Genomic DNA, 14,960 nt, shown 5'->3' on the forward strand with positions numbered 1-14,960 from the left:
AAAGTCACCAGACTTTGCTAGCTCGACTTTCAGACCTTCGATGCTCCTCAGTGTCCAAAGTCATAAGGTCCAAAGTCAGAAAAGATCTGAGTGGCGGCGATCGCTCTATAGCTCAAGTCTTACCCCAACAGTCACTTAACACATTTTACCATTGTTAGGCACCATTCAAACCCTCTTGACTCTAAAAGGATTATTCTATAATGGTCGAATGTTATGACTCCTGAAAACCCCAACAAGTTAGATCAATCTACCCCAACAAATAATGCCCCCATTGCTCGCCGAGAATTTCTTGGGAAATCTATCGGAGCCGCCATACTTGGTGGAGCAGTAATAGGAGCCGCCGAGCAAGCCAGCGCCGAAGATGCCGCCAAGGCTGGAAAATTTAGCACTCCCGACTGGAAAACGCTCAAGCCAGGCGAGAAAGATACAGACCTTTACACGGAAGAAACCGGCTTCGACCCAGACAATTCTGATCTTACTTGGTGGAGCGGACGTAACGTCTCAGGCGTGACAATCGGACTAGTTCAGTTTCGTGCCAACCTACCTATGATGCCCGGCAACATGGGCAATGCCACCACCTTTGATTTCCCGATGCTCTATCGCGAGATGAACTCGGACAACGTATTGGACGTGATGGCTACCACACCAGTGAAAAACTTTACCGATGGTGTCGTCGAGGCCGCTAAGTGGCTCGAGCTACAGGGCGTGAGTGCCATCATGGGAAATTGCGGCTTCTTTGGTCACTACCAGAAGGCTGTGCAGGATCAAATCGACACTCCCTTTTTCTCCTCCAGCCTGATGATGCTGCCAATGATCGTGCGCTCCATGCCACGCAACAAGAAGGTTGGCGTGCTTACAGCCAATGGGCCACTACTCAGTAGCGGCCCAGCGATGGAAAATTGTGGGTTGAGTGCCGAGGACAAAGCCACGCGCGTTGTGATCGAAGGTTGCGGAGATGATCTAGAATTCGCCGCAGCGATGGCCTGCACTGGCAAGTACAATGCAGCTAGGTTCGAAGCCGATGTCCTTGCAGGCATCAAGCGACTGCTTAAGAGGGATAAAGACATCGCTGTCATTCTACTCGAATGCACGGAACTCTCTCCGCACGCAGTGGCTGTTCAGAAATTAACAAAAATGCCGGTTTGGGACTACACATCTCTAACCGAGTTCATTTACCACGGTTGCGTGCGTCGCCCATTTGTCGGTCATATTTAGCCAGCATAACACACCTAGAACGATCCAATATTGCACCTCCGTTAGAAACGCAAAAACCTGAGAGATCACATGAAGAATAAACAATCCAGCAGTTTCATTTTACTGTTCACACTGTCATGCCTTTCCGGAATGGCTGAAGAACCACAAATGGTTGGCCAAACCGATACTTCAGTGGATGTAGCTTCATCAACCGGCTTTGGTGGACCAAACTCTGTTCAAAATCAGCAAGACGATGACGCGAGCATTACAGATTCCTTGACTGGAGTCGGCGGACTTGAAAGCTATTTCAACTGGAAAGACCAGCTGCGTGAACAACATGGATTTTCCTACACCTTGGACTACACTTCCGGAGCACTTGCAGCCTCGAGTAGTCTCAGCGGAAGGGATTTCTATGCTAGTGGAGCTCTACGATTTTACGGGTCATGGGATCTCATCGGACGTGAATCTGGTAATACTGGCACCTTTATTTGGAAGGCGGAACACCGACATGGCTACACGACTCCAGCCTACAATGGGGCCGCAGCCGACATGGGCTACGCCGGAGCTCTTTTTGGCCCTCTCAGTGACTCCGGACCTAGGCTCACAAACCTCTATTGGAAGCAGCTTTTTAAGGACGGTCGCGTCGAACTTATAGCAGGCATGATCGACACCACGGATTGGGTGGATCTCTACGCCCTCGCCTCGCCTTGGAATGGCTTCACCAACTTTAGTTTTGGTACGGGGAGTGCCACTATCGGAGTGCCCGACGATGCGGCCCTAGGAGCCTACTTCAATGCCATGCTTACGGACAACTTCTACCTAATCACCGGTTTTGCTGACGCCAATGCTGACTCCACCGACCCATTCAATGGCTTCGACACCTTTTTTAACGACAACGAATACTTCAAATCCATCGAGCTAGGTTGGACTACCTCACAAGAGCGCTTCTACCTCGACAACGCACACGTCACGCTGTGGCATGTCGATGAACGTGATGGCGCGGGAGTGTCTGATGGTTGGGGAGCCAACTTTTCATATTCGCATTCCATTGGCACAAAGTGGATGTACTTCCTCAGAGGCGGTTACGCCGAGGACGGTGGCAGCCTCTTCCAGAAATCGATTAGCACTGGAACGGCCTATCATCTATCAGACGGAATTAGCCTGGTAGGCCTAGGTCTCAATTGGTCCGAACCTAACCAAGACACATTCGGGCCGGCACTGCATGACCAATACGCTCTCGAGCTCTTCACTCGCCTCCGGCTGACGCGGAACCTTGAAGTCATTCCCAATATCAACCTTATAGGAAACCCTGCGCTCAACCAAGACAAGGACAGTGTTGTATCCTTCGGACTCCGCGCTCGAGTATTCTTCTAACCCGGGAATCAAAGCACCCATACTTTTCTAACTCCACCTTCGACTTTCAGACCTTCGACACTCTCCAATGTCCAAAGTCATAAGGTCAAATGTCCAACCAGATCGCGTAATCGCGATAGGAATTCACCCTACTCCAAACCTGGAACTAGTAACTTTGCTCCTTCCGGAAGGTCTTTGAAGATGTTCACTTTCCTTCCGTCACGTTCTTCTAAAACGAGGCCAACTGGCTTATCGGCGGGCGAAATATCCATCGTCTTTACCGAGCCATTGAGTTTCACTACTAACGCCTGCCCCTCCCACACTCGAGTACTAAATTCCCCCGCAACCTTCTAACTATCAAATAACATGGGTGTGTCGGGTGAATCTTCAGTGGTCAAACCTCGAACATACCCCCAAGCATTCTCACCAGCAGTGAGTATGCCGTCGTTATCCGGAGTCTCCGCAGCGACGGTACCGAGAACTATGTTCTTCTTACTCCAAAAAGCTTCTTCATCATCAATCACATCAGCATTCAATAGCTAAGTAAAACACGCCTCGGCCGTGTCGCCAGGTTCACCAAACTCCGCCATCGCAGTTTGCTCATTCGGGTACATCCCATCGTGGTCTGACGCATATGAAAACAGAGCAGTGGAGAGCTGTTTCCCATTGTTGATTGCGTATATCCGTGCCCCACCGCCACAAGTCCTCCCGGTTCCAAGAAACAGCAGAAATGCAAACAAACAAAAAGTCACCCCAAGGGTAACCCACCACGCTTTTCTCGATTTTGGAGGAGACGACATCACCCACACAAACTACACACATTGGTTTTATCTAACCAGTCTGAACACTGAACACTTCAAACTATCGCGCAGCGATTCACCACTTCAAACTTGCAACTTATCACTCCTTCAGCCTAGCTGAAGGCATGTCTGATAATACCTGCCCACTCTGCACAATGGACGACGTTGCAGAGCACTCTGATAAGCTCGAATGCATGGTTTGCGGCCATGAATGGCCAAAAGCTGCCGTCGCTGAAGAGGAAAAAGCCACTGGGCCACGCGTGGTCAAGGACGCCTTCGGCAACATCCTGCAGACGGGTGACATCGTCCAGATGATCAAAGATAAGAAGCTCACCGGCACCTCCAATGTCCTAAAAAGTGGCACTAAGTCCAAGCCGATCCGCATCCAGGAAGAAGGCGACCACGAAATCTCCTGCAAAATGGACGGACTCTCCATCGGCCTCAAAGCCATGTTCGTCAAAAAGGTGAATCAGTAACCTCGGCGTAGCCGAGGAGGGGAAAGTGATAAGGAAAAAGGGGAAAGGCCTTTGCTTCGCTAACTGCTTGCCTAACAATTTCATAAAGCCAAGTGCTCACCAGCGCTTGGCTTTTTTGTTTTGACGAGAGCGCTTCGCTGAATGGATGAGTACTCCGCGCGCCAAAACAAAAACTCCTATGAATAGAAATTGCCTAGCTCTCGTCCAAATCGGTATGAAACCATTCTTCGCCTCCTTACTACTAGGCTTCCTTTGCTGCTTGACCGTTGCATGCACTACCGCCGACCTTCACTACCATCCGCTCACCAGCCGCCCAAGTGGCAACTGGCAAGGCTCAAGCTCACGTTGGGGAGGTTACACCGAAACCCGCAAGTCCGCGAACAACTACCAAATCGGGTTCGAGAGCTACAACCGTCCCAGCCCGGAAGCCACGGCCTACTTTTCTCTGGTTCGTGCCGCAGAGCGTGCAGCCATAGACGGGAAGAAACATTTCTATCTAGAACCAGCCAAAGTAAACAACTCCCAACAAGTGAGCCATTTCACCGGCTACACCATCCCCGGCCACTGCCATACCCACGTGGAAACTGTAGAGGAAATCTTACCCTGTGGTGACATCATCTACGTCGATCACGAGATCACCACCCACACACCTGACACCTTCGTCCCTCCACGTGATGCGTATAACTCCATCTTCAAGGTCTCCCGCCAGCTTAGCTACACCAACAAACTTTCAAATCCATTTAGCAGCTACCAAATTCTTAGCGATGCCAGCCGTAACGCACGCGGCTACGGCAGACCAAAACTCGACCCCAGAGCCCACGCCCAGATGAAAACATGGCAGAAACAAACGAGCTAACCACACTCCACACTCCACACTTCTCACTTCTTCCTGAAATCCATATCTAACACCGACTTCACAGGCGCTGCAGGTTTGGCCTTCACTGCTGGTGGGCAGCGGTGGATGAAGGGGAAAACGGCTAGGGCCCAGATGGCACTGACCACCACCCAACAGATCGCAGCATAGGTATGGTGGATGTTGCGTATGGCAGGCATGAAGTCGGCGGAGACTCGTGTCGCCATTGCTAACATAAGCAGCGCCACACACGCCACCAGTGGTTTGACCCACCTTTGGAATTTCGCCCCTTGCCCGCTGTGTCCATAGATTACACGGGTGGCGACAATCATGGTGATCAGCCCAAATCCACCGATGTAGAGCGTGTGCTCTAGTGCTACGCGATGCTGTTCTAACACGGCGACAGCAATCATGCCACCGAGCAGACAAACAATACCAGCGCGCAGTGAATGCACCATCACGCCCTTCGTGCCCGTCCTCCTGAGCCAGCCACTTTCCTTGGTCAGCCAGATGAAACAAATAAGGAATCGCGTCCACGCCATCACGCGTTGTTGCGCGTAAACTTCAACCCAGTAGGTAAGAATAATAAGCGCTCCAACAACAAAACTCTCGCCCGCTTTCCTTCTCCAAGCCTGGGTCCCTTTTATCTCCTCCTTCTTCACCCCGAGCACCATCGGAAAGAAGAAGCTTCCCACTCCCAGTATCGGCAGCAAGATGAACGCTTGATACAGCAATCGCTGTGAAAAAATGCTCACCTGAAAATGCTCTGACGGCATACAAAAGGCCCACCACGCAGCTCCCAGAATTCCACTCACCATTCCCATCACAGCCAGCACCATTTGCGGACCAACAGCAGATTTCCTCACCTTTACTCGCATTCCGAAACATACTAACATGAAGCTCAACGTCGCGGCAAAAACTCCATCACCCAGTGGCTGCAATCCACTAGAATGCGCGGCGCAATAGCCAATGTACCCCGCCACCAATGTCATTACCTGCCACAACTTCAGCGACGGAGCCGTCAGCATTTTAGGCATCGCCGTCCCCAGAAATCCAATCACACAGCCACCGACAAATCCCTGAATCATCAGCCGCGTGTGCGCCTGAAGCGGGGAGTAATCGAGCATCTGCCAGTAAAACAAAGGCCACAACATCACCCCCACCACCCCAGTCAACAATGCCATAGGAAAGAACAGCCGATAAGGCTCCGCAGCAACAAGCTTGGTATTCACACACCCCTTCTACGCCATCCTCAGCAAGCGAGAAAGGCAATTCAACCCACACGCCTATTTCCTCCCCCACACCCCAAGAAATGCGCAAGACTACTAATCGATCAGTGAGACAGACTAAATGGTCTGGGGAGAGGACGCTCGTCAGCTGCGGCGACCGTGATGAGAAGTAAAAAGGAAAATAGGAATTTCATGGTAACGCTGACAAACCTAGGAGGCAAATGTGAGGACACCAGAAAATTCCGCCGACTTAATGCCCAATCATCCATTGATTCTCTGGCTTTGAAGGCGCACTATCGAATAGATTTCTAATGCTGTGATAAAATATCATTTAAAACCCGAAGAATTGAATATAGAAGGGGGAATCAAACTGTTATAAATTCTTTTCAGATCCACTTTTCTTACCAATTCTATGACACTCAGTATGCACAGAATCATCCTGACCCTTTTCAGCTGCATGGCGGTTTTCACTGCAGCTCTCAGTGCCGCGGAGGCTCCGGATAAATCCGAAGTCGAAGCACTGGTTCGTAAGCTCGGGGATGAGCGTTTCACCATCCGTCAGCAGGCAGATAAAGAACTCAAAGAAATGGGCGAGGCTGTGGCTGTACAACTTGGCGCATTTCTCGATGACCCGAATCCCGAGACACGCGCAAGAGTGCGTGGCGTGCTCGATTATCTGGCCTCCTTAAGCAGAGAACTGCAATGGAACGATCCCGAAAATGTGGAGAATGGCAAGTATCGATCAACCATGGGAGGCGGTACCGTGAAGCTCACCTTTCGGAACCTTACGAAAAAACCGGTGCGGGTTTTTATTGCAAAACCGACGGCAGCAGGAAAGCGTGGCGTGGCGAGCTCAAACCCGGAGCGACTGCCGTCTGCGCCCTATCTTATAGGGGACATGTCTGGTTGATCACTGATGTGGAAAAAAAGCCCCTTGGTTTTTACAAAATCGACATAGATGATCCTATAATCGCAGTGCGCGAGAGCGACTGGAAAAATTGAGAGCCGTCTGGGGCGACGAAGGAGCGAATGTCCGAGTGGAATTATTTACTAAAAGACACCTCTGTTTTCTTTAAATCTGGCCAGTAGATGAGGGTGACTTCGACTTCGCCTTCGCCTTTGAGTCCCTTAAAGTTGAACGTCTTTGAGCCGTCACTCCAAGAAGAGCCTTGTCGGTCGAGCTCTTTGCCATTTTGAAGTACCTTCACTTGTTTGATCTTTTTGATGTCACCTTTGACGTGAACTCCTTCCCCGCCAAAAGATCCTTTTGCTTTACCAGTATTCACTTTGAATGACCCCATCTCGACCACCTTGTCACCGACCTTCATTTTCTGAGTGAGCGTCTTGGTCTCACCACCTGTATAGAGAACCACTGAGCCCTCGACCTTGAGGTTGTCTACTTTGCCTAGATAGTTGCCCTTCTTCTGAATCGCGAATGATGCTTGGCTGCCATCGTCACCTACTTTGGGAAAGGAACCGAGCTTCCAGCCATCAGCCTTCAGTGATTTTTCATCAAAGGAAATCATATTTTCACCCGTCACAAAGAAGTGCAAAGTAACTCCGTATTCATAGCCCATCGGCTTTACTTGGAAATCGGCACCTTCTGGCACACCTGCCGCAGCGGTGACACTGACGAGTTTCGCTGATTGGCCAAATATAGGAGTTAGCATACTAGCCGCTGTATACACTGATAGAGTAAATGTTTTTAACATCCACTATCTATAAGTACTAACACTACATGCTCGCCATTACAAAAATAAGATCAATTCCTAACGCTCAGGATGAAAGAAGGAAAAGGTGGTCTCCCCCACCTACTCATGCCAGATGTTTGAGGCAAGGAAGAATGAAGCTGGGGCCTTAGTGCTGAATTTTCACATCGCTACGCCTACGAAATCCCATCGACACCCTCCTCATATTTTGACAGTGTCTGACGCCATGAACATCGACCCCGATTCCAATCGCCGTCCGCAGATCGTAACGCGCCGATCTTTTATCCAGACCGCCGGTCTCGCCGTTGGTGCCATCGGAGCCGGCGGGATCATCCCGTGCAGTGCCGCTAACCTGGCCAAAGCAAAGCCGACTTCTGACACCCTCGTCAAAACCCTCTACGATAGTCTGAACGAGGAGCAACGAAACAAAATCTGCTTTGCCTACAACAACAAGCTACGCCTCGAGGTCGATAATAACTGGCACATCACGAAAACGATGGTGAAAGATTTCACCAAAGACCAGCAGGCCATGATCAAGGATATTTTTATGGGACTCCACAGTGAAGAGTATGCTGATAAAGTCTACAATCAGGTAGTTTCCGACAGTGGTCGAGACGGCTTCGATGGCGGCTCCTCCATCGCGATCTTCGGGGAGCCGGGCTCAGGGCAATTTGAATTCGTTCTGACTGGGCGCCACTGCACGCGTCGCTGCGATGGTGACTCCATGAAAGGCGCTGCCTTCGGTGGACCCATTTTCTACGGTCACGCCGCAGGAGGTTTCCGGGAAGGACCAAAGCACGAAGGCAACGCCTATTGGTATCAAGCCATGAAAGCAAACGAGGTCTATCAGATGCTCGACGGCAAACAACGCGAGGTCGCATTACTCAACAAGAGCCGTGGTGAGAACGGGCTCAAAACCGTCGCGCTGACCGGCAAGAAAGAAGGTCTCGCTGGTATTCGCGCATCTGATCTAACACACGATCAAAAAAACCACCTTCGCAAAGTCTTGGGCGACATCCTCGCTCCGTTCCGCAAAGTAGATGCGGAGGAGGCTATGAAACACGTAGAAGCTGGCGGAATCGATAATCTCCACCTCTCCTTCTACAAAGGCGAGAACATCGGCGACGATAATGTCTGGGACGTATGGCAAATCGAAGGTCCTAACATGGTATCCTACTTCCGCGGCAAGCCCCATGTCCATGCTTGGCTGCACATTCGCCAGCCTGAGAACAGAAAATAGGTCACCTCCCTCTCCCTACTCATCATCCCCACCGCCACCTACGCTTAAATATGGGGTGTCAAATCCTGCACATCCAAATCATCTTCGATCTGTGAGATGTGATCTGATGAGACAGCAAAACTAAATGATCTTAAATTTGAGCAATCTCTTTTTCTATAAAGGATCTTGAAAAACAATCAGGTTCTATGGAGGGCTATATTAGCCGGGTTTGTGTGGATATGACGGGACTGAATGGCACGCGGAAGTTCGCTGGTGGGCTCTGAGCGCTGTGAGTCAGCAGCTTCGCTGGGATTATTTGAGCGACCGAGACGGTCGCGCTACGTGGAGAGACCGTCACATTGCGCAAGTATTGTGTGTCTAATCCTGCAGTAATACGCCAAGGCATTGTACTCCATGGCTATTATTCGGCTCCTCTGAGGCGTGCATGTTTTGCACATGAGACCTATCACAGCGCTCGATGTTAGGTTGAAAATCCCCCGTATTCCCTAGCGTATTTCGCGGTTGAAATTGGGTTTCATCCTGCTGGCTCTATAAACTGAAGTCTGCCATCTCAACACCTCGTCTCCCACGTACAGCTAAAGCCAAGCGCAAGTGAAGACACTTGGCTTTGTATTTTCCCAACCAGAAAACTCAAAAATTAGCCGGCTTTTGAAAATGAAAATGAATTTTCTCCCGTGGTTCGCGTCTATTCAACTATGAAGACTCCATTCCTGCTCGGTGCGCTTGGCGCCCTTACCCTCCTGCTACTATCATCCTGCGTCGATCCCAATTATTACGGCGAATCCGTTCATTACGGCAGCGCAAGCTATACCACTCTCCCCAACGGCCACAACACAGTCTACGTCAGCGGGACGCCATACTACCACCACGGAAGCCAATGGTACCGTCGCAGTAGCGGTCGCTACATCAGCTGCTCACGCCCCCACGGATACCACGGGTCAATCGGCCATAGTGGTCACCACAGCAGCCACGGCATCAGTCGCCTCCCATACGGATACCGCAGCGTCACCGTCGGTAGCAGCAGCTACTACAACCACGGCAGCACCTGGTACCGCAAGAGCGGCAGCCGCTATGTGACTTGCCAAAGGCCATCAGGATACTCTAGTCACAACCAGCATAAGAGCCACGGATACTCAAGCAGCAGCAAACACCACAGGTCCGACTCATACCGTCGACCCAGCAGTCACAGCAGTCACAGCAGTCACAGCAGTCAGAGTAGCCATAGTAGCCATAGTAGCCATAGTAGCCGCTCCAGCCATGGAACCCACGACAGACAACGCAATAGCTCTGATAGAAAAAAACACGGCAAAGCTACCAAGAAACACAGCGATCATTCTCAAAGTGTTTCCCCCAAGCGTGGATCATCAACATACGTTTCCACTCGCACCAAGCCGTCCACCAAAACCCGGACTAAAAGCTCAAGAGTACCCGAGTATAAAAAGAAAAAGCATACCATCTCCAAACAATTGAAGTCCAAGTCGAGCTCCGACAAAGGCAAACGTCGCCTAAGGTAACACTCCATTCTCTCCGGCCCCTCGATACCCAGCAAACCGAGACCCTTCTGCAACACTCCGCGAATCAGCTCAGTTTTCTCAACGGCGTTCAGTCGACCTTCAGACTGTAAGCCTCAGCGGCATTCTTCCAGAAGTAGCGTTCGCAGGCTTCCTGCCCTTTGGCGGAAAAGTACTCATTCACCATTTTTACAAAGCTGGTGTAGTCGCCGCTGTTTTTGGTGCATGGCCAGTTGCTACCGAAGATGAGTCGTTCCGCACCGAGGTTTTTCCACAGCACATCGAGCACGCTGCGGTAGTGGTTGATGTCATGTGGCGCAGGTTGCTGAACGCTGCGCTGGTAGAGCCCGGAAATTTTGCACCAGACGTTCTTGTTTTTCGCCAGCTTCTCAACCGCAGCAACCCACTCGGGGTTGGCTGCTTTACCGTCGAAATCATACCCGAGAACATGGTCGACGACGATGCGCAGATGCGGAATCGTCCGAGCCAGTTGATCAACTTGTTTGACAGCTTCCACCCCTCCACCATTGGCTAGGATGTCAACGCTCAGATTGTTCTTCGCAAGTTCACGCATGCTGGCGAGAAATTTTGGGTCGGAGTAATCGATCTTCTTTTTCGCACTTCCGTTGCGCGCTCGAATACCGACAAAGCGTGGATCTTTTTTCAACTTGCCTAACTGCTCCGAGAAGTCGTCGGCATAAGGATCGATGTTGCCGACGAGGGCGACGAAGTAGTCGTCACCCTTGACTAGATCGAGCACCCATCGGTTGTCCACAAGGCGGTCGCTGGCCTCAACAATGATAACACCCGTGAGACCCGTGGGTTTTGAGACCCGTTTGAACTCCGCCGGCAGGTGTGGTTTGTAAAGCACCTCGTCCCCCTTCGGTGGCCAGGGAATACCGTCTTCACGGGTTGGATCGTAGAGGTGGATGTGGGTATCGATCATGTGCTTCACCTTGGGAAGCGGACGCTGGTCAGCTGCGGCGATCGTGATCAGAAGTAAAAAGGAGAATAGAAATTTCATGGTAACACCGACAACCCTAGGAGGCAGCTGTGATGACACCAGAAAATTCCACCGACTTAACGTCCAATGATCGACTGACTCTCTGGTTTGTCTCCGTAGCCGTGGGCTGGCCGAGGCATCGAAAATCGTTGTTCTTGGTTTGATAGGAACACTGCCGAATCGATTGCTAACCCAAGTGCTGTAAGAATACACTTCTTGTTAGAACCCATCGACTATAGATCAAGACGAAATTCGAAGAACTGAGGCTATGCATGTTGGCCTAAATGCCGGAATTTCGCCACCCGCTCTTTAGACTATTAATTGAACAACGGAACGATAACTGACGCATCTTGGAAACCACGGGAAAGGTCCGCTAAAGCCTAATTCTTTGTGTATAAGTCAGTATTGCCTCTCTACCAGTTACGGTCACAAGGTCTGCCCATTCAGTATCGACCACGCCACTAGGTGGAGGCATCACTCTGAGTTGTCGTCTTGGATCGGGCTGTCGAAAGTCGCGATAAGCTTGGGTCAAAGTCACCAGACTTTACTAGCTCGACCTTAGACCTCCCGATCTTCGACACATTGTCGGGAGAGTAGCGAGTCGGTAGCATTCGCAATTCGAATGGTACTGCTCCATCATTCCAAGGTTTCATCGTACAGCTCTGAAAACTGAAAACCGAGCACTCATTCTCCAAACATACTGTCGCCTTCCGCATTTTCCTGGTAGTCAGACCCTACCAAAAACCTCGACCGAAAGATAAAAAGCATTGCTCGTGAGCTCTGGATCTGAACACTCGTACTTGTGACTCTCGATAAGTTCATCAGCCTAGCCCAACCACTCTCGCTCACCGCGCGCGCCTGTATCTCCCTGCACATTACCGAGGCCTACTTCCGCAAGATTGGCCTCAAGCATGCTTTGGTCGATGAGTTTTTTGACCACCTGTGGGACCATCCACTGCAGGGTGAACCAAAAGAATTTTCAGCCTGGGAGGCGAAACGTGGCGATCTCGTCGACTTCGGCCTCACCGATGATCTCCCCGACGACCTAGACGAAATAATGCCGCAGCTACCAATCGATGAGGCAGAACTCTTCGCAGTCTGCGAGGCTCCGGTGGAAATCCTCTGGGGGAATTTCTTCCGCACTGCCGATGACGAAACCTCCTTCGACTACCTCAAATTTTCGCTCAACCTAGCCGAACGTGAGAGCCTCATTTTCCCAAAAATCGCTCTCTATCAAGATTCCCTATTCGCAGAAAATAATGGCTGGGGCAAACCAATCAGCCAGCCCACCCGCGATGCTTGGCGAGCAGAAGGAAAAGTCCACTGAGGAGAAGTAGGCAGTTGCCAGCATGCAAGGCTGATCCCTCTGCTCAGACTGTCCAATGTCTGAAAGTCGAAGGTGAGGTGAGATCGCGTGGTCACGATAAGAAAGGATCCAAGCCACCAGACTTTGCAAACCAGAACATTCGACTTTTCCGAGCTTAGACAGCTACAACAGATCACTGAATAAAAGCTAATGCTATCATCCCTCTTAGGCTCCAGAGCATTTCCTGAATTTTGAAAAAGTCAGGAATCCTAACAAAACTAATGGGATGCTACAGAGCCAGAGCAGCGTGCTCGACGGCTTATCAACCAATTCAGTACTAGATTGCTCCGAGGCGGCACTCAGGAATGCTCTCACCTTGCTGATGTGCTCGATACTCATTTCCTGCTGTTGCTGGGTAAATACGCTACTTACGGCGCCCGCTGATTGCCATTGTCGCCACGCTTGTAAGTCATCGATCCTCTTTGAGAGCTGCTCGGGGAAGCGCTTTAGCGCGACCGCATACATCTCTGCAATGGCTGGCTGCTTATCCGTGTGAATGGTGGCGTACGCTGACAGGGCGTCCAGCACCGCACTGACCTCATTCTCTTCATGAACTAAGTCCTCGAAGTAATCCGTACGGATCTGTGGCAGAGCAGCAGCATCAGTCTCTAGATAGGCTAGAGCCCAAGCAGCAGCTTGCAGCGAGATGCTATAGACTTCGTTGAGTTTGTAGCGTTTTCCTATCAGATCTTGATCGTTCTTCTCGCCACTCTGAGCGAGTAATAAAATGTAAAGCCCGTGCCACTCTAGCATCCTTGAATCCCCAAGAAACCGTCTTACCTCAGAAAAATCCAGTACCGGACCCAGCGTGCGGATGACCGCGTAAGGGGCACGCGCTACCTCCAAGTGAGCCATCCGCTGGAGCTGGAGGTCTGCTGAGTTCAGATATTCGACAAAAAATTGTGCTCGCTGTGTACGATCTTCAGCCCAAGAATTCGCTAGCAAAAGTGGTAGTACTGCTTCCATTTCTTTTGTCTGAACCGCAAGGTTCTGCCAATCGCCCGAGCTCCATCCGCACAGCAGAGAACGCTCAGGGTAAACATCTAACATCCTACGTGTGCTACTAGGAAGAAAGAGCTCTAGCTCGGGAACGTCAGGCGAGGCACGTAAGATCCGAATGGTCGACAAACTATAAGCTTTGTCTGGATTCTCCCTCGCTAACACCAAACTCTCCGATGCATTGATTCGATCCAGCAGGCTGTCTTTCGGATAGGGTAAACAAATCTGACAAGCGATTGCCGAGCACCAGCTCAGCAATACTGCCGCTAGAAGATAAGCTCTCATTGCCAGAATGCTAGAACCCGCTCAACCACCCAAAATACAGCCACTGAGCCGATCGCATAGGGAGCTACTAACCGTGACCATTGCGGTAGCTTCAGAGGGACACGTTTCACGGTTTGGTACACCAGCACCAGAGTCAAAACAAAGGCTAACTGACCGAGTTCGACTCCTACGTTGAAGCTCAATAGGACCATTGGTATTGCGCTCTGCGGCAGACCAATTTCGCTCAAGGCTCCAGCAAACCCGAATCCATGGAGTAGCCCAAAACTGAAAGCCACGATCCAAGGTGCCCGCTGAGTAATCCCTGGATTTCCGCGGTACGAGCGGACTATTTCAGCGGCGACAAAGACAATGCTCAGAGCTATAATCGCCTCGACTGGTGCACCAGGAACAGAGACGAAACCTAAGCTGGCAAGGCCTAGTGTGATACTGTGGGCAATAGTGAAAGCTGTGATAGTTCCGAACAATAACTTCCAGCTGCGCACCACTAACAGCAGGGCTAGTACAAAGAGCAGGTGATCAATTCCCAAAAGAATATGCTCCACACCAAGAACAAGATAAGTCCAGAGGACTTCCCATTGGCTCGGCTCAGTCGCAAAAATATAGCTCGCGCTTTCGGGAGAAATTCGAGTGGTTAGATGGTTTCCGTTGGCGTACTCGACTCGGCAGAGAACATCCGTCATCGTTTTATCAAGTCCATCAATGTGTAGCTCAGTCCCTGCTAACCCACCCTCACGCTGCACCCGTAGCCGTTGCACATGTGCCCCATTGAGGAAACCCGACACCGGTTCGCCTATTGTTTTCACATCGTCAGAAAAGCGTAAATATAAGCCTAATCGCTGGTCCGCACCGCGCGCAGGAACCTTCCACAATACATCAAATTTCCCTGCTCCAGTCTCCTTAAGCTCCAAGTATGCTGGACGCATCTCATGCGCTTGGAGACTA

At 50.8% G+C, this 14,960-nt stretch carries 15 protein-coding genes; 8 read left to right on the forward strand and 7 right to left on the reverse strand.

The annotated features are described in order from the left end of the window. Nucleotides 1-213 precede the first annotated feature (213 nt). A complete protein-coding gene (locus BSZ32_RS07045) occupies nucleotides 214-1,215 on the forward strand; it encodes an aspartate/glutamate racemase family protein (RefSeq protein ID WP_105042787.1) in 1,002 nt (333 codons plus the stop codon). Between the two features lie 69 nt (nucleotides 1,216-1,284). Continuing rightward, nucleotides 1,285-2,568, forward strand: a complete 1,284-nt coding sequence (locus BSZ32_RS07050) for a carbohydrate porin (RefSeq protein ID WP_105042788.1) — start codon at nucleotides 1,285-1,287, stop codon at nucleotides 2,566-2,568. Nucleotides 2,569-2,696: 128 nt separating this feature from the next. Here BSZ32_RS07050 and BSZ32_RS18755 read toward each other — a convergent pair whose 3' ends face one another. Together BSZ32_RS18755 and BSZ32_RS07055 are read right to left on the reverse strand one after the other, a co-directional pair. Next, nucleotides 2,697-2,846: a hypothetical protein gene (locus BSZ32_RS18755; RefSeq protein ID WP_165788706.1), complete on the reverse strand. Its 150-nt coding sequence runs from the start codon at nucleotides 2,844-2,846 to the stop codon at nucleotides 2,697-2,699. A gap of 51 nt (nucleotides 2,847-2,897) precedes the next feature. After that, entirely contained in the window at nucleotides 2,898-3,071 is a 174-nt protein-coding gene (locus BSZ32_RS07055; RefSeq protein ID WP_165788707.1) for a hypothetical protein, read from the reverse strand. 401 nt (nucleotides 3,072-3,472) lie between these two features. Here BSZ32_RS07055 and BSZ32_RS07065 point away from each other — a divergent pair, with 401 nt between their 5' ends. After that, nucleotides 3,473-3,823, forward strand: a complete 351-nt coding sequence (locus BSZ32_RS07065) for a zinc ribbon domain-containing protein YjdM (protein WP_105042791.1) — start codon at nucleotides 3,473-3,475, stop codon at nucleotides 3,821-3,823. A 178-nt stretch (nucleotides 3,824-4,001) separates the two neighbouring features. Then, entirely contained in the window at nucleotides 4,002-4,679 is a 678-nt protein-coding gene (locus BSZ32_RS07070) for a hypothetical protein (RefSeq protein ID WP_129589640.1), read from the forward strand. A 23-nt stretch (nucleotides 4,680-4,702) separates the two neighbouring features. On the opposite strand, the gene BSZ32_RS07075 is transcribed toward BSZ32_RS07070, so the two are convergent. Beyond that, on the reverse strand, nucleotides 4,703-5,908 hold the full coding sequence (locus BSZ32_RS07075) for an NnrS family protein (RefSeq protein WP_105042793.1): 1,206 nt from the start codon (nucleotides 5,906-5,908) through the stop codon (nucleotides 4,703-4,705). A 421-nt stretch (nucleotides 5,909-6,329) separates the two neighbouring features. On the opposite strand from BSZ32_RS07075, the gene BSZ32_RS07080 reads away from it, so the two are divergent. Next, complete coding sequence (locus tag BSZ32_RS07080) at nucleotides 6,330-6,815, forward strand: HEAT repeat domain-containing protein (RefSeq protein WP_129589641.1); 486 nt, start codon at nucleotides 6,330-6,332, stop codon at nucleotides 6,813-6,815. 133 nt (nucleotides 6,816-6,948) lie between these two features. Here the strand turns inward: BSZ32_RS07080 and BSZ32_RS07085 are convergent, their stop codons facing one another. Next, entirely contained in the window at nucleotides 6,949-7,575 is a 627-nt protein-coding gene (locus BSZ32_RS07085; RefSeq protein WP_105042795.1) for a hypothetical protein, read from the reverse strand. A 253-nt stretch (nucleotides 7,576-7,828) separates the two neighbouring features. On the opposite strand from BSZ32_RS07085, the gene BSZ32_RS07090 reads away from it, so the two are divergent. Both BSZ32_RS07090 and BSZ32_RS18330 read left to right on the forward strand, forming a co-directional pair. Next, entirely contained in the window at nucleotides 7,829-8,854 is a 1,026-nt protein-coding gene (locus BSZ32_RS07090) for a DUF3500 domain-containing protein (RefSeq protein WP_206018748.1), read from the forward strand. A 695-nt stretch (nucleotides 8,855-9,549) separates the two neighbouring features. Further along, the gene (locus BSZ32_RS18330; protein ID WP_129589642.1) at nucleotides 9,550-10,368 is read left to right on the forward strand and encodes a DUF6515 family protein; all 819 of its coding nucleotides are present in this window, start codon (nucleotides 9,550-9,552) and stop codon (nucleotides 10,366-10,368) included. 88 nt (nucleotides 10,369-10,456) lie between these two features. Here the strand turns inward: BSZ32_RS18330 and BSZ32_RS07100 are convergent, their stop codons facing one another. Continuing rightward, on the reverse strand, nucleotides 10,457-11,389 hold the full coding sequence (locus BSZ32_RS07100) for an amidohydrolase family protein (RefSeq protein WP_105042798.1): 933 nt from the start codon (nucleotides 11,387-11,389) through the stop codon (nucleotides 10,457-10,459). Nucleotides 11,390-12,170: 781 nt separating this feature from the next. On the opposite strand from BSZ32_RS07100, the gene BSZ32_RS07105 reads away from it, so the two are divergent. Further along, on the forward strand, nucleotides 12,171-12,695 hold the full coding sequence (locus BSZ32_RS07105; RefSeq protein WP_105042799.1) for a hypothetical protein: 525 nt from the start codon (nucleotides 12,171-12,173) through the stop codon (nucleotides 12,693-12,695). A 204-nt stretch (nucleotides 12,696-12,899) separates the two neighbouring features. Here the strand turns inward: BSZ32_RS07105 and BSZ32_RS07110 are convergent, their stop codons facing one another. Next, the gene (locus BSZ32_RS07110) at nucleotides 12,900-14,018 is read right to left on the reverse strand and encodes a hypothetical protein (protein WP_105042800.1); all 1,119 of its coding nucleotides are present in this window, start codon (nucleotides 14,016-14,018) and stop codon (nucleotides 12,900-12,902) included. Next, the gene (locus tag BSZ32_RS07115) at nucleotides 14,015-14,941 is read right to left on the reverse strand and encodes a HupE/UreJ family protein (protein ID WP_206018749.1); all 927 of its coding nucleotides are present in this window, start codon (nucleotides 14,939-14,941) and stop codon (nucleotides 14,015-14,017) included. The genes BSZ32_RS07110 and BSZ32_RS07115 overlap by 4 nt, the downstream gene beginning before the upstream one ends. Nucleotides 14,942-14,960 lie beyond the last annotated feature (19 nt).

It is taken from the genome of Rubritalea profundi (assembly GCF_002954445.1).
In the GTDB taxonomy this organism is placed as follows: domain Bacteria; phylum Verrucomicrobiota; class Verrucomicrobiia; order Verrucomicrobiales; family Akkermansiaceae; genus Rubritalea; species Rubritalea profundi.

Bases quoted from the DNA above. Each gene is read 5' to 3' on its own strand.
- BSZ32_RS07100 (WP_105042798.1), bottom strand. From the start codon at position 11,389: ATGAAATTTCTATTCTCCTTTTTACTTCTGATCACGATCGCCGCAGCT.
- BSZ32_RS07050 (WP_105042788.1), top strand. From the start codon at position 1,285: ATGAAGAATAAACAATCCAGCAGTTTCATTTTACTGTTCACACTGTCA.
- BSZ32_RS07045 (WP_105042787.1), top strand. From the start codon at position 214: ATGACTCCTGAAAACCCCAACAAGTTAGATCAATCTACCCCAACAAAT.
- BSZ32_RS07070 (WP_129589640.1), top strand. From the start codon at position 4,002: ATGAATAGAAATTGCCTAGCTCTCGTCCAAATCGGTATGAAACCATTC.
- BSZ32_RS07110 (WP_105042800.1), bottom strand. From the start codon at position 14,018: ATGAGAGCTTATCTTCTAGCGGCAGTATTGCTGAGCTGGTGCTCGGCA.
- BSZ32_RS07085 (WP_105042795.1), bottom strand. From the start codon at position 7,575: ATGCTAACTCCTATATTTGGCCAATCAGCGAAACTCGTCAGTGTCACC.
- BSZ32_RS07065 (WP_105042791.1), top strand. From the start codon at position 3,473: ATGTCTGATAATACCTGCCCACTCTGCACAATGGACGACGTTGCAGAG.
- BSZ32_RS07115 (WP_206018749.1), bottom strand. From the start codon at position 14,941: ATGCGTCCAGCATACTTGGAGCTTAAGGAGACTGGAGCAGGGAAATTT.
- BSZ32_RS18330 (WP_129589642.1), top strand. From the start codon at position 9,550: ATGAAGACTCCATTCCTGCTCGGTGCGCTTGGCGCCCTTACCCTCCTG.
- BSZ32_RS07080 (WP_129589641.1), top strand. From the start codon at position 6,330: ATGCACAGAATCATCCTGACCCTTTTCAGCTGCATGGCGGTTTTCACT.